Raw genomic sequence first — 21518 nt, forward strand, 5'->3', positions numbered from 1 at the left:
AAGTTCTGCGGACCCCGGCCGATTTCGGGTCCCTGGCCGCGATCGCGACCCGTGACCGGCTCAACGAACTGGAATTCGAGCTCCCGCTCGGCGGTGGTGATTCACCCGGACCGCGCTCGGCCGGGATGCACGCCGTAGCCGCGCTGCTGCGTACCCACCTGCCCGCCGACGACGACCTCGCCGGTTACGCCGATCATGTTGCCGCACTACCGGATACGGTGCTGCGCGGCTATCTCACCGGCAGTATCGACGCGGTGCTGCGGGTGCCCGATGAGACGGGTGAGCTGCGCTATCTGATCGTGGACTACAAGACCAACCGGCTCGGGACCGGCGACCTCACCGTCGAGCACTATCGCCGCGATCACATGGTCGCGGAGATGATCCGCTCGCACTATCCGCTGCAAGCGCTGCTGTATGCCGTGGCGCTGCACCGGTATCTGCGCTGGCGGCTGCCCGGTTACGACCCCGCTCGCCATCTCGGCGGCGCCAGATACCTGTTCGTGCGGGGCATGATCGGCGCGGCGACCCCACCGGGGCACGGCGTCTTCGATTGGCACCCGTCCGCGGAACTCGTCGTCGCGCTGTCGGACCTCCTCGCGGGGCAGTCATGACGTCTATCCAGGTGGCGCAGCGAGGGACCGGGCTGTTGCGGGTCTTCAATGAAGCGGGAGTCCTGTCGGCGGCGGACGTGCACGTGGCGGTGCGGTTGGGTCGCATGGGGCGCGAGGACAGCGAGGACGTGTTGTTCGCGGCGGCGCTGGCCGTGCGCGCGGTGCGCTCGGGATCGGTGTGTCTCGAGTTGGCCCGGATGCGCGAGATCGGCATCGATGCCGACGAAACCCGTGACAGCGTCACGGGAATCGATCCCGCGACCCTGCCGTGGCCGGACACCGAGCGGGTGCTCACGGCCCTGCGTCGCAGTCCGCTGATCTGCGGTGGGCAGTCCGGTCCGCTGCGCCCGTTGCGGATCGTGGAAGCCGATGCCGAGGGTGGCGCGCTGCTCTACCTCGATCGGTACTACCAGCAGGAGCAGACCCTGCGAAGAGTGCTCACCGAGCGCAGTGCCGACCACCCCGTCATCGAGACCGAACTGGTACGCGCACAACTGGATCGGCTCTTCGCCGACCCGCTCGGCGCGGGTCCCGACCGGCAACGTCTGGCCGCTGCCCTCGCCGCGACCCACTGGACCACCGTCGTCGCCGGTGGACCCGGCACCGGCAAAACCCACACCATCGCCCGGATCCTGGCCCTGCTCACCGCCCATCGCGCCGCCTCGCCGAAACTGCCCGCCTTGCGGATCGCGCTCGCGGCCCCCACGGGTAAAGCGGCGGCCCGCCTGCAGGAAGCGGTTCGCGAACAAGCCGCCGTCCTCGGCCTGCCCGAGCTCACCGCCTCGACCCTGCACCGCCTGCTGGGCTGGCAGCGCGGCCGCACCACCCGCTTCCGCCACCACGAGCACAACCGTCTGCCCTACGACGTCGTGGTGGTCGACGAGACCTCGATGGTGTCGCTGACGATGATGAGCCACCTGTTCTCCGCGCTGCGCCCGGATACTCGCCTCGTGCTCGTCGGCGACCCCGACCAGCTCGCCTCGGTCGACGCGGGCGCCGTGCTGGCCGACCTCGTGGCCGGGCCGGTGAGCGGCGCGCCCAATCCCGCGCTGCGCGAGGTGCTCGGCCTCCACGGCGATGTGGTACCCGGGGCTCCCGAAGGATCGCCGGCCGATCCACCCGCGACGCAGGCACACTCGCTGACGGCACTCGAACAGCGGCGGTTGCAGGGCGGGATCGTCCGGTTGACCAGGGGACGGCGATTCGGCGGCCACATCGCCGATCTGGCGGTCGCGGTTCGCGCGGGTGATGCCGATGCGGCGCTGGCGATTCTGCGTGCGGGAGGCGACGATGTGTCGCTGTGCGGCCCCGACGATGTTCGCGCGGTGCGGGCGGACGTCACGACCGCTGCCCTCGCCGTCACGGCCGCCGCCGAGGCGGGTGACGCGATCGGCGCACTGACCGCCCTCGAGTCGCATCGCCTGCTCTGCGCCCACCGCCAGGGCCCGTTCGGTGTGGAACGCTGGGACCGCATGGCAGCCGAGTGGGCCGCGGCAGGCGGCGCGGGACCCGAAGGGCCGCAATCGGTCTGGTACCCCGGCCAGCCGCTGCTGGTCACCGCCAACGACCACGAAGCCCGCATCTACAACGGTGACACCGGCGTCATCATCCGCCGCCCCGACGGCTCGCTGCGCGCCGCGCTCCAGCGCGGCAGCGAGCCCTACCTGGTTCACCCCACCCAATTCCCCGCTGTCGTCACGGTTTTCGCCATGACCATCCACCGTAGCCAGGGCAGTCAATACGACACCGTCTCGGTCGTGCTGCCGGAACCCGAATCCACGCTGCTCACCAGGGAACTCCTCTACACGGCCATCACCAGGGCGCGTTCCCACGTCCGCGTCATCGGCACCGAGGACGCCATCCGCGCCGCGATCGGCCGCCGGGTCCTGCGAGCCAGCGGACTGTCCAGAACTGTTGCGCCACAGGGGTAGTGAGTGATGACGCGCGGTCGCCCGTCACGAGCGACCGCGCCTGCGGTGGTCAGCGGGCTGAGCTGCGAGACCAGTTCCAGGACCACCAGTGGTCGGGGTCGAGGTCGTCGAGAACGGGGGTTTCGATCGGTGTCCGCAGGTGTGCGGGCAGTGGATCGAGGGCGGGAAGGATGTCGGGGGAGAGACTGCTCAGGTAGTCCGCGTCCAGGCGGCCGCTGGTCTGCCAACGGTCGATATTGCGTTCGGCGACAAGATATTCCGGGTTGATCACCGCGAGGGCGATGAGGGTGGCCAGCGCCGTGCCGATCGCGGCGCGCGGCACCCAGCTCCAGCGCAGTCGTGCAATGGCGGCCAGCACGAGAACGTAGACGAGGCCGACCCACAGCTCGCAGGTGGTCACCAGCAGGCGCAGCACGGTGAATCCGTAAGCCTGCTGGTAGGTCCACATCCGGCCCAGCGCGGAGCACACGATCACCAGCGCCAGCACGCTCACCGCGCTCAGCAGGACGCGCAGCGACCGGCGGTCGGCAGCGGTTTCCCGCACCGACCAGTGCAGTATCGCCAGGATCACGGCCAGCGTCAGAATGCTCACCGCCGACAATTGCCAGAAACCGCTGCGAGCGTATTCGGCATAGGTCAGACCGGCGGTGCGCTGCACGTAATCGTCGCCACCGAACAGCGCGACGAACTGCGCGCCGACGAATACCGCGAACAACACGGTCAGTGCCCCGACCGGCAGCATCCACTCACTGCGTGACCACAGTCGCTGCGGCCGCACCGAATCCGTTGCGCGCGAAGGTGGCCCGGCAAGCACATACAGCGCTCCGAGCACGCCTACCGTGACGACAGCGAACAAGAAGATCCACTGCCACATCGCCGGGCCGTCCACGGTCGGGACGAGCCCGTTCAGCAGCTTGGCGAAGGTCGCGTCCGCCCCACCGAGCAGCGGCACGAACACCACCAGCAACGCCGCCGTCGCGGCCACCGAGATCCCGTACCGGCGGACACTCGAGGTCCCCACCGACCGCGACTCCCGCAGCCCCGAGAACGCCCACGGCACCGCCCCGAACGACGCCAACGGCACCGCGAACATGTCGTGCGCGATGCCACGCACACTGCGTCGTCCCAGCACCGCCGGCGACCCGGCGACACACGCCGCGAGCACACACAGCACGAACAGCCAGCCCGCCGCCCGCACCGTTCCCACTCCCAGCAGCACAATCGCGGCTGCCGCCCACCAGGCCCGATCGCCGATCGAGACAGCGCGGGAGGCTGCCACGACGTCGTCGGCGTTGGACGGTGCGAGTGCATCGGCATCTGAAAGTGATAGTGGCTCAGCGGCATTCGTGCTGACTTCGTCGGTCGCAGACGGCACCGGCGTGGACGGAGCCGGCGCGGGTGATGTCTCGGCCGTCGGTGCGGAATCCGAGGTGGGCTCGGATGACGGACCGCCGGACCGGGCGCGATAGTCGACGACGCAGAGAGCTCCGGCGATGGCGGTTCCCGCGATCAGCCAGCCGATGCCGGGACGGTCGAGCGGGATCACCGTGGCGCCGATGATTCCGGCGAGTGCCGCGGCCGGGAGGACACCGGGTGGGCGCGCTACCCGCTGCCAGCGTGGGGGGACAGGGGGAATGGGCGGTGGCAGACTCGGCCACGCTGCGGTTCGTAGGTCGGCGGTCCCAGGCGGGGCGGCCAGCAATTTCGCGAACGAGACCGAGACGGGCGGCGCGGGCGGGTCCGGCGAGGTCTTGGTGAGCACAGCTGTCGCCTGAGTACCGGCGCCAGTCGCATCGCCGCCCACCTGGGGGTCTGCGGCGGTGCTGCCGGAGTCGGGCACGCCGCTCGCGACTGCCTCGCCCGTCGGGTCGGTCGTGGTTGTGGTTGTGGTCGTGTCGGCGGCTCGTGTCGCGGTGTGCTGGTTCTCGGCAGTGCCCTGATCGGGCGTCGGTGCCTCGGATATCGGCTTGTCGGACATAGGTTCCCCTCCTGGAGGTGTGCGGATGCGTCCCGGCACCGAAGTGCCGGGTAGGTGGTTTCGACGTAGAGGTCAGCCCGTGGGGAGGACGACGCGGATGCGGGAGCCGGGGTCGGCGACGGCGATGGTGCCGCCGTGCAGGTCGATCACCCAGCGGGCGATGGCCAGGCCGAGGCCGGTGCCGCCGCCGTCGGTGCGCCCGCCACGGGTGAAACGGTCGAAGACGGTGGCGCGCTCGGCTTGCGGGATGCCGGGGCCGTCGTCCTGGATCTCGAGGACGGTCCCCTCGGGGTGGCTCGACGCCCAGACCCGGACCTCGCCGCCGGACGGGCCGTGGCGGGCGGCATTGTCGAGCAGGTTGAACAGCACCTGGTGCAGACGGGCCCGGTCGGCGAACACGGTGGCGCAGCCGGGTTCGATCGCGGTGGTGAACCGGACACCACGACCGAGCGCGGCGGTCATCACCTCGGCTTCGGCGATCACCTCCGCCAAGAGTGGTGCCAGCGGCAGGTTTTCGCGATCCAGCGTGAACGCGCCCGCCTCGATGCTGGACAGGTCGAGCAGTTCCGAGACGAGCAGGCCGAGGCGTTCGGTCTGGGCCAGGGCGGTGCGCAGCGTCGCCGGGTCGGGTTCGCTCACCCCGTCGACCATATTCTCCAGCACGGCGTGCAGCGCGGTCACCGGCGTGCGCAGCTCATGGGACACATTGGCGATGAGGTCGCGCCGTTGCCGGTCGGCGGCGGCCAGGTCGGCGGCCATCTGGTTGAAGGCGGTCGCGAGCTGCCCCACTTCGTCACGCGAAGAGGCCCGCACGCGAAAGCTGTAGTCGCCCTGGGTCATGCGCCGCGCGGCTGCGGTCATCTCGCGCAGCGGCCGGGTAATCCCGTGGGCGAGGAACTGCGAGGTGAGCAGCGCGATCCCGATCGCGGCCACCGTGGTACGCGGCGGCAGCCAGCCGATCTTCAGCCGGAAGTACCCGAACGCGACACCGCCCGAGCACAACATCAACACGGCCAGCTTGAGCTTGATCGACCGCAGCCGGTCCAGCGGCCGCGGCAGCACGTCGGCGATCCGGTCCATCAATTTCGTGGCGCGGTCGGCGGTGATCATCGCGCGTCCAGGGCGTATCCGACACCGTGCACGGTGCGGATGAGATCGGCACCGAGCTTGCGCCGCAACGCTTTCACGTGCGAATCCACCGCGCGCGTCCCCGCCGCGTCGGACCAGTCCCAGATGTCCTCGAGTAGTCGTTCCCTGGCCAGCACCGCCCTCGGACGTTGCGCGAGCCGGGTCAGCAGGTCGAATTCCAAGGGGGTGAGCCGTGCTTCGGTGTCGCCGCGCCACACCCGCCGTTCGGCGAGGTCTATCCGCAGATCGCCGACGACGATGCTGGTGTCGCCGCGCTCGGCGGCCCGATCCACCCGCCGCAACAGGGCGTGCACCCGGGCGGCGAGCACCCGCATCGAGAACGGCTTGGTGAGATAGTCGTCGGCGCCGACGCCGAGCCCGATGAGCTGGTCGGTCTCGTCGGTGCGCGCGGTGAGCATGAGGACGGGCACGTGGCGCTCGGCCTGGATCCGGCGGCACACCTCCAGCCCGTCGAACCCCGGCAGCATCACGTCGAGAACCACCAGATCGGGTTCCCCCGCCAGCGCCGCCGCCACCGCGGCGGGCCCGTCGTGTGCCAGGTCGACGGTGAACCCTTCGGCCCGCAACCGCGCGGCCACGGACTCGGCGATCGTCACCTCGTCGTCGACCACCAGGATCCGGCGTGCCGCCTGTCCTGTCCCGCCCCCACTGTTGTCCATGGTGCGACCCTAGCGAGCGGGTGTGGAGGGTTGCGACGCCAAATGTGGAGATTCTGTGTGGAGTACACTCGCGACGTGCACGAGTGCTTCCGTTCCACCCCGCCGCCCGCCTCCTGAGCGAGGTGCCCCGCCGCGCTCGTCAGTAGCGCGCACCGGCCGAACCGGCCGCCCGTGGTTTCGCCAGGCCGACCCGTCGAGCCTGCTCACTCACTCCAGCACCTCGCTTCTCGCGACCCCCTCACCTTCTGTCGCAGGAGCGCACATCCATGTCTGTTTCGCTGTCCGCCCGCACGGGCACAGCTGATCTCGTCGTCGCCGGAATCCTCTGGGGGACCGGCGGCCTGCTCGGCACCCTCGTCCAGCGATCGACCGGTCTGTCCCCGATCGCGGTCGCCACCGTGCGCCTTGCCGTCGGCGGGCTGCTGCTGGTGGGACTCTGCGTGCTCACCCGCCGGGCGATCCCGCGTGGTGCGCCGGCATGGCGACGCATCGGCGCGATCGCCGTCCTGGCGCCGGTGTTCCAGGGCTGCTACTTCGGCGCGGTGGCACTGTCCTCGGTGAGCCTGGCGACCCTGATCACCATCGGGATGTCCCCGGTCGTCGTCGCCCTGGCCGAGTACCTCACCGGCAGGCGAGCTCTCGATCGCACCCGCGCCTGCGGCATCGCGCTCGCCCTCACCGGCCTCGTGCTGCTGGTCGGCGCACCCGGTGCGGACGGGTCGAGGGCGCTGTGGGGCGCGGCCATGGCGCTGGGTGCGGCCACCGCCTTCGCCGTGCTCACGGTGATCGCCGCGGTTCCGGTTCCCGAACTCGACCCCGTCACCGCTACCGGCGCCGGGTTCACCGCGGGCGCGATCCTGCTCGCCCTCCCGGCGGCCCTGACCAGCACCGCGATCGACCCGAATCTGCCCGGCATCCTCGGAGCTCTCGCGCTCGGGCTGTTTCCGACGGCCATCGCGTACACGCGCTACTTCCGCGGCCTCACCGCAGCGGGCGCGGGCACCGGCGCACTGCTGGCGCTGCTCGAACCGCTCACCGGCACGTTGCTGGCGGTGCTGTTCCTGGACGAGCGGCTCGGTCTCGTCGGCTGGTGCGGTGCGGCGCTGCTCTCGCTCGCCCTGGTCACCGCGGGACGCGCGGCCGGGGACCCCGCAGCGCTACGGATCAGGGAACAGGCCGGGTAGTTCCATCGCGTAGGCGAGATCGTCGCGGGTGCCCAGGGTGACCAGCAGGACGCGAATCATGGTCACCCTGGCCTCGGACGCCAGCGCCGGATCGGGATCACTGCCCGGCTCGCTGCCCGCGGTGAGCCGGTAGACGATGTACTCGCACACGTGCAGCGCCGCGTCCAGGTCCAGCGGTGCGGGGACCGGCCGCCCGAGTTCTCCGAAAGTCTTGCGCACCAGGTCGCGAATGTCGTCGAGGGCGCGTTCGCGATAGCCCGACACCACCGAGCCAGGATCGTGCAGCTCGGCGAACAGGGGCCGCAGCATCGGGCCGTGCCCGCGCGCCCAGTCCACATACGCGTCGATCAGCCGGATGCCCAGCTGGACCGGCTCGTCGGTGCCGGCGAGTGCCTCGCGGATGCCGCCGACGAGGCCGTCGTTGGACGCGTCGAGCACCGCGTGCAGCGGCTCGGACGCATTGCCGAAATAGCGGTAGAACGTGGGCCTGGCCAGCCCGGCCTCTTCGATGATCTGGGCGACGCTCAACCCGCGCGAACCGTTGCGGGTGAACACCGCGGCGGTCGCCTCGATGATCCGGGCGCGGACTTCCTCGGCCTGCTCCTGGGTCTGCGGCGGGCGCCCGCGACGCACCGTCGTCGCTTCCTCGGTCATCGCACCTCCCTCACAGCCGGTCCTCGCACACTGAAAGCTTGACACGAACCAGGGCGCTGGCATTAATCTAACACTAGTGTTCAGTAAATGAGCTGAACGTGCGCGACCCGTTCCGCGCGATCCATCTGTTGAGGAGAAGGGCCGACAATGACGACAGCCCCCGAGCTGACCGCCGAACCCACCGCGCTGCCCGCCGCGCTGGTCAAGCCCCTGTTCGAGCGCGGCGTCGCCGGTGGCGCGCCGTCGGTCGCGGTCTTCGCGCCTGCCACCGGCCACAAGATCGGCGACCTGCCGCAGTCCTCGGTCGCCGATATCGAGCGTGCCTTCGCGGTCGCCCGGCACGCGCAGCGCGACTGGGCCAAGGTCGCAGTGAAGCAGCGTGCCGAGATCGTGCGCCGCTTCCACGACATCGTGCTCGCCGAGCAGGACACCATCCTCGACATCGTGCAGACCGAGACCGGCAAGTCCCGGCCGCACGCCTTCGACGAGATCGCCGACGTCGCGCTGAACGCGCGCTACTACGCCACCGTCGCGCCCAAACTGCTCGCCGACCGCAAGCCGCGCGGCGTGCTGCCGGTACTCACCTCGGTCGAGGTGCACAACCGGCCCAAGGGCGTCGTCGCGGTCATCTCGCCGTGGAACTACCCCCTCGCGCTGGCGGCCTCCGACGCGCTGCCCGCCCTGATCGCGGGCAACGCGGTCATCGCGCGCCCCGACAACCAGACCGCGCTCACCGCGCTGTGGGCCATCGACGCCGCCGAGCGGGCCGGGCTGCCGCGCGGTCTGTGGCAGGCGGTGCTCGGCCGCGGCCGGGAGATCGGTGGCGAGGTGATCGCGCGCGCCGACTACGTCGACTACACCGGTTCCAGCGCCACCGGCCGAACCATCGCCCAGCAGGCCGGCGAGCGCCTGATCGGCTACTCGCTCGAGCTCGGCGGCAAGAACCCGCTGCTCGTGCTGGCCGATGCCGATGTCTCCAAGGCCGCGAAACTGGCTGTGCGCGCGTGCTTCTCGTCGGCCGGTCAGCTGTGTGAGTCGATGGAGCGCATCTACGTCGACGCCACCGTGTACGACCAGTTCGTCGCGGAATTCGTCGGCAACGTCAAGAACATGTCGCTCGGCGGCGAGCTCGACTACAGCCGGGACATGGGTTCGCTGACCTTCCAGCGTCAGCTCGACACCGTCAGCGGGCACGTCGACGACGCGGTCGCCAAGGGCGCCAAGGTGCTCGCCGGTGGCCGTGCCCGCCCGGATCTCGGCCCGTACTTCTACGAGCCCACCGTGCTCGCCGACGTGGCGCCCGGCATGACGGTCTACCGCGAAGAGACCTTCGGCCCCGTCGTGTCGGTGTACAAGGTCGACTCCGACGAAGCCGCCGTCGAGGCGGCCAACGACACCGCCTACGGCCTCAACGCCAGCGTGTGGAGCCGGGACGTGAACCGCGGCAAGGAGATCGCCGCCCGGATCAACGCCGGCTCGGTGAATGTGAACGAGGGCTTCAGCGCCGCCTGGGGCAGCGTCGACGCGCCCTCGGGTGGTCTCGGTATCTCCGGCCAGGGGCGTCGCCACGGCCCCGAAGGCTTGCTGAAGTACATCGACACCCAGACCATCGCGGTCCAGCGAGTGCTGCCGATCGCGCCGCTGCCCGGCATGTCCGAGCAGATGTGGGCCAAGACGATGACGGTGGTTTTCGGAGTCATGAAGACGCTGCGTCAGAAGTAGACGCGGCAGAAGTAGCAGTACACGAGCAGGGGTAGGTAGCGAGAATGAAGTTGGAAACGGTCGCAGGCAAGCGGGTCCTCATCACCGGTGCCGCCATGGGACTCGGCAAGTTGTTCGCCGAGAAGGCCGTTGCCGAGGGCGCCGACGCGGTGGTGCTGTGGGATATCAACGAGTTGGCGCTGCGCGAGACCGCGGCGCAGCTGACCGCCGCGGGCGGCAAGGTGCACCACTACGTGGTGGACGTGTCGTCGCAGGACTCGATCCGTGAGGCGGGCGAGGCGGTGCGCAAGGAGGTCGGCGGCATCGACATCCTCGTCAACAACGCGGGCATCGTGCGTGGCAACACCTACTTCTGGGAAACCGAGAACCGCGCCGACATCGACAAGACGATGGCGATCAACTCCTTGGCCCCCATGTACGTCACCCTGGAGTTCCTGCCCGGCATGGTCGCCGGTGCCGGCGAGGGGCGCGTGCTCAATATCGCGTCGTCGGCAGGTCTGGTCGCCAATCCGCGCATGGCCGTGTACGCGGGGTCGAAGTGGGCGGCGCTGGGCTGGTCGGATTCGGTGCGCCTCGAGCTCGAGCAGGCGGGCCACGACCACGTGAAGGTCACCACGGTCTGCCCGACCTACATCAACACCGGCATGTTCGACGGCGCGAAGGGCATTCTGTTCACGCCGATGCTCGAGCAGCACGAGGTCGTCGACACCTCGTGGTCGGAGATGAAGAAGGGCGGCGCCCTGGTGGTGCTCCCGTGGACCTCGCGGATGAACCGGGCACTGACCGGTCTACTGCCGATCAAGGTTCGCGACTTCTACCTGAACGCGGTGGGCGTGTACCACTCGATGGATCAGTTCACCGGACGCAAGTAGGCATTCGGGACGGGTGCTCCCGTCGACGGGTCGCGCAGGCGATCGGTCGACGGGAGCATCGCCGCGTCCGTCGGCAGTGCGCGCGGCCTCGTCGACGGGCTACTGATCGGTCTCGACAGTCGTGGTGTCCACGCGATCAGCGATCCCGGGTGCCGAGAACCACCGTGGCGTAGTGCTCCCCGGACTCCGCGACGCGCGGCGCGAGACCGTGCGCGGTGAGCACCGAGCACGCGGTGTCGACCTGCCCCGCCCCGGTTTCCACCAATACCGTGCCGCCCGGCGCCAGCCAGGTGGCCGCCCCTTCGGCGACCCGGCGGAACACGTCGAGCCCGTCCGCTCCACCGTCGAGCGCGGCGAGCGGCTCGTGCTCGCGTGCCTCCGGTGGCAGGTCCGCGACTCGGGCACTCGGCACGTACGGTGTGTTCGCGAGCAGGATGTCGATGCGCCCGCGCAGGTCGACCGGCAGCGCGTCGAACAGATCACCGCCGAACACCGGCGCGCTGATCGGCGCGAGATTCTCGCGCGCGCAGGCGACGGCGACGGGGTCGATATCAGCGGCGACGAGTTCGACGTCGCATCCACGTGCGGTGAGCTCGGTCGCCGCGCTCAGCCCCAGAGCTCCACAGCCACAACACAGGTCGACCACGCAGGCTCGCGTCGTGTCCGGCGCGACGCCGGCGACCGCCTGTTCCACCAGGAACGCCGTGCGCTGACGCGGTACGAAAACGCCAGGACGCACCCCCACCCGCTGCCCCCGGAATTCCACCCAGCCGAGCAGATATTCGAGCGGGGTCCCCGAGACCCGCTGTCCGACCAACGCATCGAGGCGTCCAGGATCGCCGTCGGCCGCCTCGATCAGCAGCGCGGCCTCGTCCTCGGCGAATACACATCCCGCGCGCCGCAACTCGACGACCACCTCGGGAAAACCGGAACCACTCATGCGCCGATTGTTCCTGACCGGGCAACCGAATTTTCACCGCCGGTGGCGGTGCGACGAATCAGCGCTCGGTGTCCAGTTCGAAGGTGCGCGTCGCGTCGAGATAGATCCCGCGCTGGGCGTTGCGCGCGGGCGGGGGCAACTGGGAAACCAGCTGTTCGAGCGAGGTCGTCGCGCCGACCACGGTCGTGCCCGCGACGATGAAGTCGGCGACCGCGCGCCGAATGTGATTCGGCGAGGTCACCACCACCGCGCTGGTCGCGCCGAGATCACGCAGCAGTCGCGTGCTGAACAGCGCGTTCTGCACGGTCGACCCGGCCCGATCCTCCACATGGATCCGATCGCCCGGCAGCCCGCGCGCCACCAGCCAGCGCCGCATCGCCTCGGCCTCGGAGATGCCGTTCTGCGGATTGCCGCCGGTCACGATCACCGGTGAGAACGGTGCGGCGATCGCCTGCAACCACGCCGCGGTGAGCCGGTTCTCCAGCTCCGGGCGCAACGCGCCGTCGGGCAGCAGCCCGTAGCCGAGAACCACGATGCCGGTCTGTGGACCGACGAGCGCCGGCAGCGGGTTGGGCAGGGTGGCGGCCGCCGCGGTCACCGCGTGCAGCACGCGATTGGTGCCCGCCGCCATGCCCGCGTCGATGCCGCCGAGCCGGGCCAGGGCGTCACCGACCGCGGCCCCGTCACCCGCGTAGTGCGACCAGATCGCCTGCAGCGCGAGCGCGTCGGCGTCATGGGGGTCGGCGGCGATCAGGGCACGCAGGTCGGCGCGTCCCGCGGCGTCGTCACCGTCGGTGAAGTGGCGCTGTGCTGAGTTGTAGAGCGCGGCCACATCGGCTTCCGCGGCGGCCGGACCGACCGCGGTGCCGGTCAGCGCGGCGGTCGCCAGGACAGCGGCGGCCAGGTGTTTCCAGTGTTTCGAGATCTTCACGACAGTCGCAACCCTTCCCGCGAACGGTTCGGTACGTGCTGGCAGAGCAGAGCTGCCGACACCCTACGACCGCCCGTCCGGACCGCGGTGGACCTCGACCAGCTTGCGCGCGTCGCGGCCCGGCGCCACGTCGTCGGTCCGGCGGCGGATAAGGTGTCACACCGTGGATACCGCTTCGCTGACCGGCAAGGAACTCGCCGCCGCCATCAACGCCGACTCGAAGGAGCGCGCGGCCGCGCTCACCGCCGCGGGCACCGCGCCGACGCTGGCGCTGATCGTCGCCAACGACGACCCGGCCAGCGCCTGGTACGTGAACTCCCTGCGCAAGGCGGCCGAACGACTCGGAATAGCCTGCGAGCGCATCGATCTCGGCGCCGACGCGAGCGCCGAGACGATCCGCGCCGAGCTGAGCGCGCGCAGCGCCGACCCGGCGACCGACGCGATCATGCTGCAGACCCCGCTGCCCGCGGGCGTGAACCTCGACGACGTGAGTTCGGCGATCGCCGCGACCAAGGACGTCGACGGGGTCAGCCCACTCTCGCTCGGCCTGCTCGCTTCCGGCCTCGACGGTTTCGTCCCCGCCACCTCCGAAGCCGTCGTCGAGCTGCTGAAGCATCACGGGATCGCGCTGCAGGGACGTCTGGTCACCGTGGTCGGCCGCTCCAACATCGTCGGAAAGCCCCTCGCTCAGCTGCTGCTCGCCGAGAACGCGACCGTCACCGTCGCGCATTCACGCACCGCCGACCTGGCCGCGGTGACCACCCCCGCCGATATCGTGGTCGCCGCGGCGGGCCGGATCGGCCTGGTCACCGGCAAGCACATCGGTGACGGCGCCGTGGTGATCGACGTGGGCACCAACGAGTCCGCCGACGGCGGAATCGTCGGCGACGTCGACGCGGCGTCGGTCATCGGCAAGGCGGCGGCGCTGAGCCCCGTCCCCGGCGGCGTCGGCCCGGTGACCACCGCGCTGCTCATGCGCCATGTGGTCGTGGCGGCCGAAAAATCCCGCGCCTGAACACCTTTCGCCAGCCGGTCGCGGGATCTACCGCCTGCTGACGACGCAGCTGCCGTCGGTCTCGATGCAGCATCGCACCGAGCCCGGCCACCGGCATGGCGGTAGACCGGCGGTCGTCTGCTGGTCAGCGGGGAGCACTACCGGGGCCGCGGTGGTGCACAACGATCCGTGTTCGGGGTCTAGCGGGGTGCGGCTCCGAACGAAGTGATCAGCGTCTTGTTGCCGACCTCCGCGGTTCCCACGAGCTGCGGGGTGTAGGTGCTCGGCGCCGAATCCGGTCGGAACGCGGTGATCTTGACCAGGAACTGCCCGGCGTAGGCGCCCGGTGTGATCTCCACGCAGTGCGTGGTCCCCACCGGAGTGGAGTCGATCCCGGCCTGGATGGCGGCCGCCGGGGGTGCGACCGCGTCCGATGCCACGAGGGTCCGGGCCTGGTCGCCGGAGCGCGCGACGTAGTACGCGTACTGGAAGGCCATGATCGCCGCGATGCCGGACTCGGTGCCGCCCGCGCCGTTGCCCCGCACCATGGCGCCGATCTGTTCGGTGGGGCACTCGGCCGTCACCGGGCTCACCGAACTCGGTGCGAGTGGGGTACTGGCCGCCGTGGATGCCGGTGCGGGCCCGCGTAGTTGGACGTAGGTGCCGCCGAGCAGCACGGCGCCTGCCACCGACGCGACCAGTGGTGCGACCCAGCGGGGAACACGCCGTCGCTTGGAACGATCGATCATCCGCGCGAAGACTTCGTCATCACCGTTGTAGTCGGGAGCGGGACGCGAAGGCTCGCTGTCGGCACCGTCGGAGCCGGGAGCGGCGAGTGGCGAAAAGGCGTCCGTGTCCGGGTAATCGGGTGCGGGGCGTGGTGGGAAGCTGTCCGGTCCGCGGTAGTCCGGTGCGGGGCGTGGTGGGAAGCTGTCCGGTCCGCGGTAATCGGGTGCCGGGCGTGGTGGGAAGGTGTCCGCACGGTTCTCGGGTGCGGGGCGTGGTGGGAAGGTATCCGCACGGTCCTCGGGCGCGAGGCGCCGTGGGAACGTGTCCGCGCCGCTGGTCGGCACGGCCGCCGGGCGCGGTGGGAAGGTGTCCGCACCGGGGTACTCGGGTGTGGGACGCGAATGCCAGGTCGCCGCGGCGTCGTAGCCGGGCCTCGGATGTTCGAGGGCCGCCCACGCGGGGCCGGAAGCGGTGACGATCGGCAGTTGATCGGTGTCGGGGCCGTTGTCGTCGATCGAGAACGCGGTGTCCGGGAGGCGGTGGCGCGCACCGGGATCGAATTTCCCGCCGACCACGGGCAGCCGATCGGTGACGGTGGCGTCCGCCGGAACGACGGGAACGACCTCGTCGTGTTCGGCGTCGCGAAGCCGGGCCGCCGAGATGACCGGAATACCGGCCGGTGTCGTCGGTCCGCCTTCGATCCGGTGGCGGGCGCCGCCGGCGGGCTGATCGCTCGCCCGGCGGGGCCGTGGCGCGCTCAGGTCGCGGGACCGTCGAATCGGGGTGACAGCCGCGAGCGGAGCACCGGCCGATCCCGGGTCGTGCTGTCGAGCCCCGATCGGTCTGTGCGCTTCCGGTCGATCCATCGCCCCACCTTCATCAGGCTCGTCGCCGTCAGGGTATGTCCCGCAACGATTTCGTTACGGGCACGATACTGCCCTGACGGCGCGTTCGCCGAATGCCACGAGGGAAAATGTTTACCAGTGGATATAGACCTCATCGCCGATGCCGACATTCTCGTAGTACCAGGCGGCGTCGTCGGGTGCGAGGTTGATGCAGCCGTGGCTCACGTTGGCGTTGCCCTGCGAGTCGACCGACCACGGAGCCGAGTGCACCATCACGCCACCCCAGGTGAGGCGCACGGCGTATTCACCGTCGATGATGTAGCCCTCGGGGTCGTCGAGCGGGATGCCGATGGTGCGCGAGTCGAACACCACCGACCGATCCTTCTCCAGCACGCTGAAGGTGCCGGTGGGAGTCTCGAATCCGGGCTTGCCCATCGACGCGGGCATCACCCGCACTACCTGTCCACCCTGGCTGACAGTGAAGGTGTGCGTCGACAGGTTGGCCTCGGCGTAAGTGCCACCGCCGTATTGGGTGCGCTGGCCTCCGATCAGGTCCGCGGACGCGGCTCCCGACCAGGCTGCGGCCAGTATTGCCGCCATGATCGCGACGAACAGGACACGAAATGCGCTCCTCATAAACGCCACCCCTTCACTCACTCGTAGGCGGATTCCAAGTCTAGGCCGCCATGATCAACTCGACCTATCGAAGTGGTAACGGCCGACGGGGTCAACGGTGTGTCGTCTTGCGTTCGCGCAGGTCGGGGCCCCGATAAACCGTTCTCACTTCGAGACCGGTGACAGCGGGCGCCCCGGTTGCGGCACCGGGGCCGGTTCGGCGGTGCGCGCGGCATCGAATTCGGCTCTGGCGGCGGTGATCTCCGCGTGGTGTTCGACCACCCAGGCGCCCATCGCCTGGCTGATCCGCCCCAGATCCGCCCCGAGCGCGGTGATGCTGTACTCCACCCGGGGCGGCATCGTGGGGAATACCTCGCGCCGGACCAGGCCGTCGCGTTCCAGGTCGCGCAGCGTTCGGGTGAGCACCTTCTGGGTGATGCCGTCCAGGCGCCTGCGCAGGGCGTTGAAACGCACCGGCCCGCCCGCCTCGCGCAGACTGCCGAGGACCAGCAGGACCCATTTGTCGGCGAGTACCGACAGCAGTTGCCGCGCGGGGCAGTCCCGCAGGAACGCCTCTACCGAACTCTGATCGCCCTTGACGGTATCCACGGGGTACCACGGTATCGGAAAGGTGCCTACTACCGCTGGGACACCACTCGGCGCAGACTGGCGGTATGTGGCAGATGGTGCAGAGATCTTTCGGCGGTCCGGACATCTTCGAAAGGGCAGAGGTGCCGCGGCCGACACCGGGTCCGGGGGAGGTGCTGGTGCGCGTCGTGGCGACCAGCGTCAACGCCGCGGACTGGAAGGTGCGCAGCGGTGTGATCCGGCGGTTGGGGGAGCCGCCGCTGGTGCTCGGGCTCGATGTGTCCGGGATCGTCGCCGCGGTGGGTGACGAGGCGACACGCTTCGCGCCGGGAGACGCGGTATACGGCATGGTGTTCGGCGGCGCCAACGCGGAATACGTAGTGGCGCAGGAGAATCGACTTGCCCGCGTACCCGCCTCGATCGACCCGGTGCACGCGGCCGCACTGCCGGTGGCCGGGGTCACCGCCTGGCAGGCACTGTCCTCGGTACGGCCGGGCGAGCGGGTGCTGGTGCATGCGGCGGCCGGTGGCGTCGGGCATCTGGCGGTGCAGATCGCCGCGCGATGCGGTGCGACGATCGCCGCCACCGCGCGGACCGGCAATCACGCCTATCTCCGCGAACTGGGCGTCACCGAACCGATCGACTACCGGACCACCGATTTCACCACCGCGGTGCGCGAGGTCGACCTGGTGGTGGACCTGATCGGCGGCGACTACACGGATCGATCATTGACCGTCCTGAGCGGCACCGGGCAGGTGGTGGCCGCCGAAGGTCCTGCGACACACCCGGATTCGCGCGTGCGCCGACTCTATGTCGATCCGACGACGGCCGTGCTCGACGAGCTCGCGGCGACGGTCGACCGCGGGGAGCTGACCGTCGACATCGCGCAGATCCTGCCGATCACCGAACTCGCCGCCGCGCATCGGCGCAGCGAATCCGGTCGGGTCCGCGGCAAGATCGTGCTCACCGCGGACCGCTGACTCAGCCGCGGACCGCGTGCAGCACGTCGCCGTGCAGGGCGTCGGCGCGGGCCGCGATGGTATCGACGCGCAACAGCGCGGCGGCGAACGGGTCGCCGAGGTCGGCGGGCAGCGAGCCGACGTTGATCTCGATATTGAGCTGCGAACTCATCGCCGCGGCGCGGGCGGCGTCGGCGGCGGCGCCGATATCGGTGACCACGTTCGGATTGCCGATCGGCAGCAGTTCGGCGGCCAGCGAGAGGATTTCGTCGGCCTCGTCGACCACGGCGGCGGGCACCCGCGCGGCTTCGACGAGTGCCGCGTTGATCGCCGCGGTGCGGGCGGTGATCTCGGCGTCGGTGTCCTTGGGCAGCTTGTAGGCCGCGCCGACGGCGGTGAACGCGGCCGCGTCGGCGTCGGCGAGCGCGAGCGACCTGGCCAGCGCGGCGTCGGCGGCCACGATGATCTGGTCGATCACCGGCCGGTTCTGCGCGTCCTTGGCGCGGGTGGTGTAGCGCGCCACCATCGCCACCAGCGCGGCGGCCTGCGCGGCGTGCAGCGCGGCGACGGCCCCGCCGCCGGGGGCGGGCACCTTCGCGGCCAGCTCCGACAGGTAGTGCTCCAAGGTCACCGAACCGAAGGTGGGGGCGATCTGCTGCGGCGACACGGTGGGCTGCGACACGACGGGGTGGCCTTTCGATGCGGCGAGAATTGCGTGGAATCTTCCCCTCAACGCTACCGCGTGCCCGCCCACGCACCCCGCTCGACCAGCACCTGTGCCGACAGACCGACCGGTCGGGGTGCGCGTGTTGTCCGGGGCTATGTTGGGTGCATGCGGATCGGATTGAGCATCAACTACACGGACGGTTTCAAGGAGACGGCGGCCGAGGTCGCCGACCTGGAACGCGCCGGCCTCGACATCGTCTTCGTGCCGGAGGCGTACTCGTTCGACGCGGTGAGCGCGCTGGGCTTCCTGGCCGCCCGCACCGAGCGGGTGCAGCTGGCCTCGGGCATCCTGCAGCTCTACACCCGGACCCCCAGCCTCACCGCGATGACCGCGGCGGGCCTGGACTACGTCTCCGACGGCCGTTTCATCCTCGGCATCGGCGCGTCGGGCCCACAGGTCATCGAGGGCTTCCACGGCGTCCCCTACGACGCCCCGATCGGGCGCACCCGCGAACTCCTCGAAATCTGCCGCACGGTGTGGCGCCGCGAGAAGCTCAACTACCAGGGCAAGTACTACCAGATCCCGCTGCCCGCCGAGCGTGGCACCGGCCTCGGCAAAGAGCTCAAGCTGATCAATCACCCGGTGCGCGCGGACATCCCGGTGCTGCTGGCCGCGCTCGGCCCGAAGAACGTGGAGCTGGCCGCCGAGGTCGCCAACGGCTGGCAGCCGATCTTCTTCCTGCCGGAGAAGGCGAAGGACGTGTGGGGCGACGCGCTCGCCGCGGGCAAGGCAAAGCGCGATCCCGCGCTGGGCGAGCTCGACATCTTCGCCGGTCCGGCACTGGCGATCGGTGAGAACGTCACCCCGCTGCTCGAGTTCGTGAAGCCGCACCTGGCGCTCTACATCGGCGGCATGGGTGCCAAGGGCAAGAACTTCTATCACACCCTCGCCACCAAGTACGGCTACGGCGAGGCCGCCGACCGCATCCAGGAGCTGTACCTGGCGGGCGACAAGCAGGCCGCGACCCAGGCCGTGCCCGACGAGCTGGTGCGCGACGTGTCGCTGATCGGCCCGGAGAGCTTCGTGAAGGAGCGCATCGCCGCGATGGCCGAGGCGGGCGTCACCACGCTCAACGTCACGCCGATCGCCGAGAACGCGGCCGGTCGCGTGAAGCTGATCGAGCAGCTGCGCTCGCTCTGCTGACCCCACCGACGACAAACGCGCCGTCGTCCGGAGGATTCCCGGGCGGCGGCGCGTTGTGTTGTGTCAGGACGTGAACGACGCCAAGGCGGCGTCCAGGGTGGTGTGCATGGCGAACACCTGGTCCAGGCTCGTCATCTTCAGCTGACGACTGGTGGCGGGTCCGTCGGCCACGACCGCGATCGCGGTGGTCTCGCCTGCCCGCTGATGTGCGGCGACCAGCGTCGCCATGCCCGCCGACGCCAGGAACCCGACCGCGGTCAGGTCGATCACCAGCGCCGCCGGTTTCTCGGCCAGGATGGCCTCGATGGTGGCATCGAGCGCGGGTGCGGTCGCCAGGTCGACCTCGCCGGTCACCGTCAGCACCGTGACGCCGTCGTGTACCGCCGTCGTGGTGGTCATCGTGTCCGTGAGTGGATACGCGTCTCCGGAAGAGTTGGTCACTGTTCAACAACACACAACTTTGCCCGAATACGCAAGCCACCGCGGTTGCTCGCCACGGGATCGCCATGGTCGGCCTCGGTTGCGGCGGTGCTGGTGGCTCCTCGCCGCCGAAGCCGGACAGGCGCTCGTGCCCGGCGTCGGCGGCGGCGTCGAGTCCGATGATCTCGACTGTGTCGTCACCGCCATCGTCAACGAGGCGAACAGCCCGAGGGCCGCGAGCTGTTTCGCCTGGTATGCCCGGTGCGCAGGGTAGGGGCTGGTGTTATTCCCATCTGGTCGTACTGTGAGGGCGTGAACATCGATGTGACGCCTTTACCGGGAATCGGCGTGTGCAAGGACTTTCCGCTGGCGGAGGCGCGCCGCCGGATCGGCGTGATCGAACATCGCGACGGCTCCGTCGACCTGGTCGTCTCGCGAGCGGGCGACTACGACTCGACCACCTCGATTCCCCTGTCCGACACCGAGATCGGTGTGCTGGCCGGCCTGCTCGGCGCACCGCAGGTGGTGCAGAAGACACGCGAGACCCACAGTGCGGGCGAGCTGTCGACCAGGCAGTTCGCGATCGATCGCGGCAGCCCGTTCGACGGTAGGCCGTTGCGCGACACCGAGATGCGCACGCGCACCAAGGCCTCGGTCGTGGCGGTGGTGCGCGCGGGTGAGGTGACTCCTTCGCCGGGAACAGATTTCACTTTCATCCCCGGTGATCTTGTCGTTGTGGTCGGCACCGACGAGGGTCTGGACGCGGCAGGACGGCTCCTCGACGCCGGCTGACAATCCATGCGGATAGTAAAGGGAAGGTAAGGTATCCCTAGCTGAGGTTAGGTGATCCCATGAATGTAGAAGTGACATCCCTGCCGGGAATCGGTGTCCGCAAAGAGTTTTCACTGTCGAAGGTGGACCGCAGGATCGGCATCGTCGACCACCGCGATGGTGGTACCGATCTGATTTTCACGAAGGTCGGCGACCCGGATTCCACGGTCCAGATTCCACTGTCCGCCGTCGAAGCCCGCACGCTGGCGAGTCTGCTCGGCGCACCGCAGTTGGTCGCGCAACTGCGCGAGGAACATCGCGAACTCGATGGAGTGAGCACGCGGTCGATGCTGGTACCGCCGAGTTCGCCCTATGCGTCACGACGGTTGGGCGACACCGAGTTGCGGACCAGGACCCGCGCCTCGATCGTGGCGGTTCTGCGCGCGGGCCAGGTCCTGGCATCGCCGGGACCGGAGTTCGTGTTCGCGGGCGGCGATATGGTCGTCGTGGTCGGCACCAATGCCGGACTCGACGCCGCCGCTTCGATCCTGACCGACGGCTGAGCCGGTGGAGATCAGTGGAACCGCGCTGGCATTGATCCAGCTGGGGGCTGTGTTCTTCGGGTTGGGGGTGCTCGGGCGGATCGCCGCCCGCATCGGCCTCTCGCCCATCCCGCTCTACCTGCTCGGGGGGTTGGTCTTCGGTACGGGCGGTCTGATCGAGTTGCACGAGGTGGAGGACTTCATCCACATCGCCAGCGAGATCGGCGTCGTGCTGCTGCTGTTGCTGCTCGGTTTGGAATACACCGCCGGTGAATTGGTCACCGGCATGCGTAAATCGTGGCCCGCCGGTCTGCTCGACCTGGTGCTCAACGCGACTCCCGGTGTGATCGTGGCGCTGATGCTCGGCCTCGGGCCGACGGGGGCGATCGCGATGGCGGGCGCGACGGTGGGGTTCGCCAGGCGGGCGTACACGGGCGGGCCGTCGTCCAGGGCGCCCTCGGCGGCGAAGGCGTCGATGCGCGCGGCCTCGCCCCGGGTGTCGTACGAGGGGTAAGTGGTGGACAGGTCGATCGGGGCGGCGTGCAGACCGAGGC

Annotated in this window: 19 protein-coding genes and 3 pseudogenes; 11 read left to right on the forward strand and 11 right to left on the reverse strand. The window is 69.8% G+C overall.

Translation table 11 applies throughout. The features are described 5' to 3' along the window. Positions 1-611: pseudogene (locus ACFWF3_RS01205) on the forward strand (AAA family ATPase); the annotation flags it as partial. Beyond that, complete coding sequence (gene recD, locus ACFWF3_RS01210) at positions 608-2542, forward strand: exodeoxyribonuclease V subunit alpha (RefSeq protein WP_379311973.1); 1935 nt, start codon at positions 608-610, stop codon at positions 2540-2542. The pseudogene ACFWF3_RS01205 and the gene recD, both read left to right, overlap by 4 nt. A gap of 49 nt (positions 2543-2591) precedes the next feature. On the opposite strand, the gene ACFWF3_RS01215 is transcribed toward recD, so the two are convergent. The 3 genes from ACFWF3_RS01215 to ACFWF3_RS01225 form a co-directional block, all read right to left on the reverse strand. After that, positions 2592-4520, reverse strand: coding sequence for a DUF4153 domain-containing protein (locus ACFWF3_RS01215; RefSeq protein WP_379311974.1), 1929 nt, complete (start codon positions 4518-4520; stop codon positions 2592-2594). A 72-nt stretch (positions 4521-4592) separates the two neighbouring features. Beyond that, the gene (locus ACFWF3_RS01220) at positions 4593-5630 is read right to left on the reverse strand and encodes an ATP-binding protein (protein ID WP_379311975.1); all 1038 of its coding nucleotides are present in this window, start codon (positions 5628-5630) and stop codon (positions 4593-4595) included. Then, positions 5627-6328, reverse strand: a complete 702-nt coding sequence (locus ACFWF3_RS01225) for a response regulator (protein ID WP_378656277.1) — start codon at positions 6326-6328, stop codon at positions 5627-5629. The genes ACFWF3_RS01220 and ACFWF3_RS01225 overlap by 4 nt, the downstream gene beginning before the upstream one ends. Before the next feature lie 266 nt (positions 6329-6594). On the opposite strand from ACFWF3_RS01225, the gene ACFWF3_RS01230 reads away from it, so the two are divergent. Next, positions 6595-7512 carry a DMT family transporter gene (locus ACFWF3_RS01230; RefSeq protein WP_379311976.1) on the forward strand — a complete coding sequence of 306 codons (918 nt, stop codon included), beginning with the start codon at positions 6595-6597 and terminating at the stop codon, positions 7510-7512. Here the strand turns inward: ACFWF3_RS01230 and ACFWF3_RS01235 are convergent. Next, entirely contained in the window at positions 7486-8166 is a 681-nt protein-coding gene (locus ACFWF3_RS01235; protein ID WP_378988336.1) for a TetR/AcrR family transcriptional regulator, read from the reverse strand. The genes ACFWF3_RS01230 and ACFWF3_RS01235 overlap by 27 nt on opposite strands. 147 nt (positions 8167-8313) lie before the next feature. On the opposite strand from ACFWF3_RS01235, the gene ACFWF3_RS01240 reads away from it, so the two are divergent. Further along, the gene (locus tag ACFWF3_RS01240; protein ID WP_379311977.1) at positions 8314-9888 is read left to right on the forward strand and encodes a succinic semialdehyde dehydrogenase; all 1575 of its coding nucleotides are present in this window, start codon (positions 8314-8316) and stop codon (positions 9886-9888) included. A 44-nt stretch (positions 9889-9932) separates the two neighbouring features. Beyond that, positions 9933-10760 carry an SDR family NAD(P)-dependent oxidoreductase gene (locus ACFWF3_RS01245; RefSeq protein WP_378627296.1) on the forward strand — a complete coding sequence of 276 codons (828 nt, stop codon included), beginning with the start codon at positions 9933-9935 and terminating at the stop codon, positions 10758-10760. A gap of 136 nt (positions 10761-10896) precedes the next feature. Here ACFWF3_RS01245 and ACFWF3_RS01250 read toward each other — a convergent pair whose 3' ends face one another. Further along, on the reverse strand, positions 10897-11700 hold the full coding sequence (locus ACFWF3_RS01250) for a putative protein N(5)-glutamine methyltransferase (protein WP_379311978.1): 804 nt from the start codon (positions 11698-11700) through the stop codon (positions 10897-10899). 58 nt (positions 11701-11758) lie between these two features. Next, positions 11759-12631, reverse strand: a complete 873-nt coding sequence (locus ACFWF3_RS01255) for a YdcF family protein (protein WP_379311979.1) — start codon at positions 12629-12631, stop codon at positions 11759-11761. A gap of 163 nt (positions 12632-12794) precedes the next feature. Between ACFWF3_RS01255 and ACFWF3_RS01260 the strand changes: the two genes are divergently transcribed. Beyond that, positions 12795-13646 (forward strand): bifunctional 5,10-methylenetetrahydrofolate dehydrogenase/5,10-methenyltetrahydrofolate cyclohydrolase, encoded by an 852-nt coding sequence (locus ACFWF3_RS01260; RefSeq protein ID WP_379311980.1) that lies wholly within the window; start codon positions 12795-12797, stop codon positions 13644-13646. A gap of 179 nt (positions 13647-13825) precedes the next feature. Here ACFWF3_RS01260 and ACFWF3_RS01265 read toward each other — a convergent pair whose 3' ends face one another. From ACFWF3_RS01265 to ACFWF3_RS01275, 3 genes and pseudogenes are all read right to left on the reverse strand, one after another. Next, positions 13826-15220: a hypothetical protein gene (locus tag ACFWF3_RS01265; RefSeq protein ID WP_379311981.1), complete on the reverse strand. Its 1395-nt coding sequence runs from the start codon at positions 15218-15220 to the stop codon at positions 13826-13828. Positions 15221-15331: 111 nt separating this feature from the next. Next, positions 15332-15748: pseudogene (locus tag ACFWF3_RS01270) on the reverse strand (L,D-transpeptidase); the annotation flags it as partial. A gap of 231 nt (positions 15749-15979) precedes the next feature. After that, positions 15980-16423, reverse strand: a complete 444-nt coding sequence (locus ACFWF3_RS01275; RefSeq protein WP_379311982.1) for a winged helix-turn-helix transcriptional regulator — start codon at positions 16421-16423, stop codon at positions 15980-15982. A 74-nt stretch (positions 16424-16497) separates the two neighbouring features. On the opposite strand from ACFWF3_RS01275, the gene ACFWF3_RS01280 reads away from it, so the two are divergent. After that, positions 16498-17382 (forward strand): NADP-dependent oxidoreductase, encoded by an 885-nt coding sequence (locus tag ACFWF3_RS01280; protein WP_379311983.1) that lies wholly within the window; start codon positions 16498-16500, stop codon positions 17380-17382. Position 17383: 1 nt separating this feature from the next. On the opposite strand, the gene ACFWF3_RS01285 is transcribed toward ACFWF3_RS01280, so the two are convergent. Continuing rightward, positions 17384-18043: a cyclodeaminase/cyclohydrolase family protein gene (locus ACFWF3_RS01285; protein WP_379311984.1), complete on the reverse strand. Its 660-nt coding sequence runs from the start codon at positions 18041-18043 to the stop codon at positions 17384-17386. A 150-nt stretch (positions 18044-18193) separates the two neighbouring features. Here ACFWF3_RS01285 and ACFWF3_RS01290 point away from each other — a divergent pair, with 150 nt between their 5' ends. Beyond that, the gene (locus ACFWF3_RS01290) at positions 18194-19231 is read left to right on the forward strand and encodes an LLM class F420-dependent oxidoreductase (RefSeq protein WP_378627308.1); all 1038 of its coding nucleotides are present in this window, start codon (positions 18194-18196) and stop codon (positions 19229-19231) included. Positions 19232-19294: 63 nt separating this feature from the next. Here the strand turns inward: ACFWF3_RS01290 and ACFWF3_RS01295 are convergent, their stop codons facing one another. After that, positions 19295-19630 carry an STAS domain-containing protein gene (locus tag ACFWF3_RS01295; protein ID WP_378988309.1) on the reverse strand — a complete coding sequence of 112 codons (336 nt, stop codon included), beginning with the start codon at positions 19628-19630 and terminating at the stop codon, positions 19295-19297. A 333-nt stretch (positions 19631-19963) separates the two neighbouring features. Between ACFWF3_RS01295 and ACFWF3_RS01300 the strand changes: the two genes are divergently transcribed. The 3 genes and pseudogenes from ACFWF3_RS01300 to ACFWF3_RS01310 all read left to right on the forward strand — a co-directional run. Continuing rightward, the gene (locus ACFWF3_RS01300) at positions 19964-20443 is read left to right on the forward strand and encodes a cation:proton antiporter regulatory subunit (RefSeq protein WP_378627311.1); all 480 of its coding nucleotides are present in this window, start codon (positions 19964-19966) and stop codon (positions 20441-20443) included. Positions 20444-20502: 59 nt separating this feature from the next. Beyond that, on the forward strand, positions 20503-20985 hold the full coding sequence (locus ACFWF3_RS01305; RefSeq protein ID WP_378988303.1) for a cation:proton antiporter regulatory subunit: 483 nt from the start codon (positions 20503-20505) through the stop codon (positions 20983-20985). A 10-nt stretch (positions 20986-20995) separates the two neighbouring features. Further along, positions 20996-21370: pseudogene (locus ACFWF3_RS01310) on the forward strand (cation:proton antiporter); the annotation flags it as partial. Positions 21371-21518: the final 148 nt, after the last annotated feature.

Origin of the sequence: Nocardia sp. NPDC060220, from assembly GCF_042727815.1 — a bacterium.
Taxonomy (GTDB): Bacteria; Actinomycetota; Actinomycetes; order Mycobacteriales; family Mycobacteriaceae; genus Nocardia.

What these genes read in the sequence shown, in the direction of transcription:
- recD (WP_379311973.1), top strand. Translation starts at nt 608, where the DNA reads ATGACGTCTATCCAGGTGGCGCAGCGAGGGACCGGGCTGTTGCGGGTC.
- ACFWF3_RS01305 (WP_378988303.1), top strand. Translation starts at nt 20,503, where the DNA reads ATGAATGTAGAAGTGACATCCCTGCCGGGAATCGGTGTCCGCAAAGAG.
- ACFWF3_RS01220 (WP_379311975.1), bottom strand. Translation starts at nt 5,630, where the DNA reads ATGATCACCGCCGACCGCGCCACGAAATTGATGGACCGGATCGCCGAC.
- ACFWF3_RS01290 (WP_378627308.1), top strand. Translation starts at nt 18,194, where the DNA reads ATGCGGATCGGATTGAGCATCAACTACACGGACGGTTTCAAGGAGACG.
- ACFWF3_RS01295 (WP_378988309.1), bottom strand. Translation starts at nt 19,630, where the DNA reads ATGACCACCACGACGGCGGTACACGACGGCGTCACGGTGCTGACGGTG.
- ACFWF3_RS01245 (WP_378627296.1), top strand. Translation starts at nt 9,933, where the DNA reads ATGAAGTTGGAAACGGTCGCAGGCAAGCGGGTCCTCATCACCGGTGCC.
- ACFWF3_RS01280 (WP_379311983.1), top strand. Translation starts at nt 16,498, where the DNA reads ATGGTGCAGAGATCTTTCGGCGGTCCGGACATCTTCGAAAGGGCAGAG.
- ACFWF3_RS01215 (WP_379311974.1), bottom strand. Translation starts at nt 4,520, where the DNA reads ATGTCCGACAAGCCGATATCCGAGGCACCGACGCCCGATCAGGGCACT.
- ACFWF3_RS01240 (WP_379311977.1), top strand. Translation starts at nt 8,314, where the DNA reads ATGACGACAGCCCCCGAGCTGACCGCCGAACCCACCGCGCTGCCCGCC.
- ACFWF3_RS01265 (WP_379311981.1), bottom strand. Translation starts at nt 15,220, where the DNA reads ATGGATCGACCGGAAGCGCACAGACCGATCGGGGCTCGACAGCACGAC.
- ACFWF3_RS01235 (WP_378988336.1), bottom strand. Translation starts at nt 8,166, where the DNA reads ATGACCGAGGAAGCGACGACGGTGCGTCGCGGGCGCCCGCCGCAGACC.
- ACFWF3_RS01230 (WP_379311976.1), top strand. Translation starts at nt 6,595, where the DNA reads ATGTCTGTTTCGCTGTCCGCCCGCACGGGCACAGCTGATCTCGTCGTC.
- ACFWF3_RS01250 (WP_379311978.1), bottom strand. Translation starts at nt 11,700, where the DNA reads ATGAGTGGTTCCGGTTTTCCCGAGGTGGTCGTCGAGTTGCGGCGCGCG.
- ACFWF3_RS01225 (WP_378656277.1), bottom strand. Translation starts at nt 6,328, where the DNA reads ATGGACAACAGTGGGGGCGGGACAGGACAGGCGGCACGCCGGATCCTG.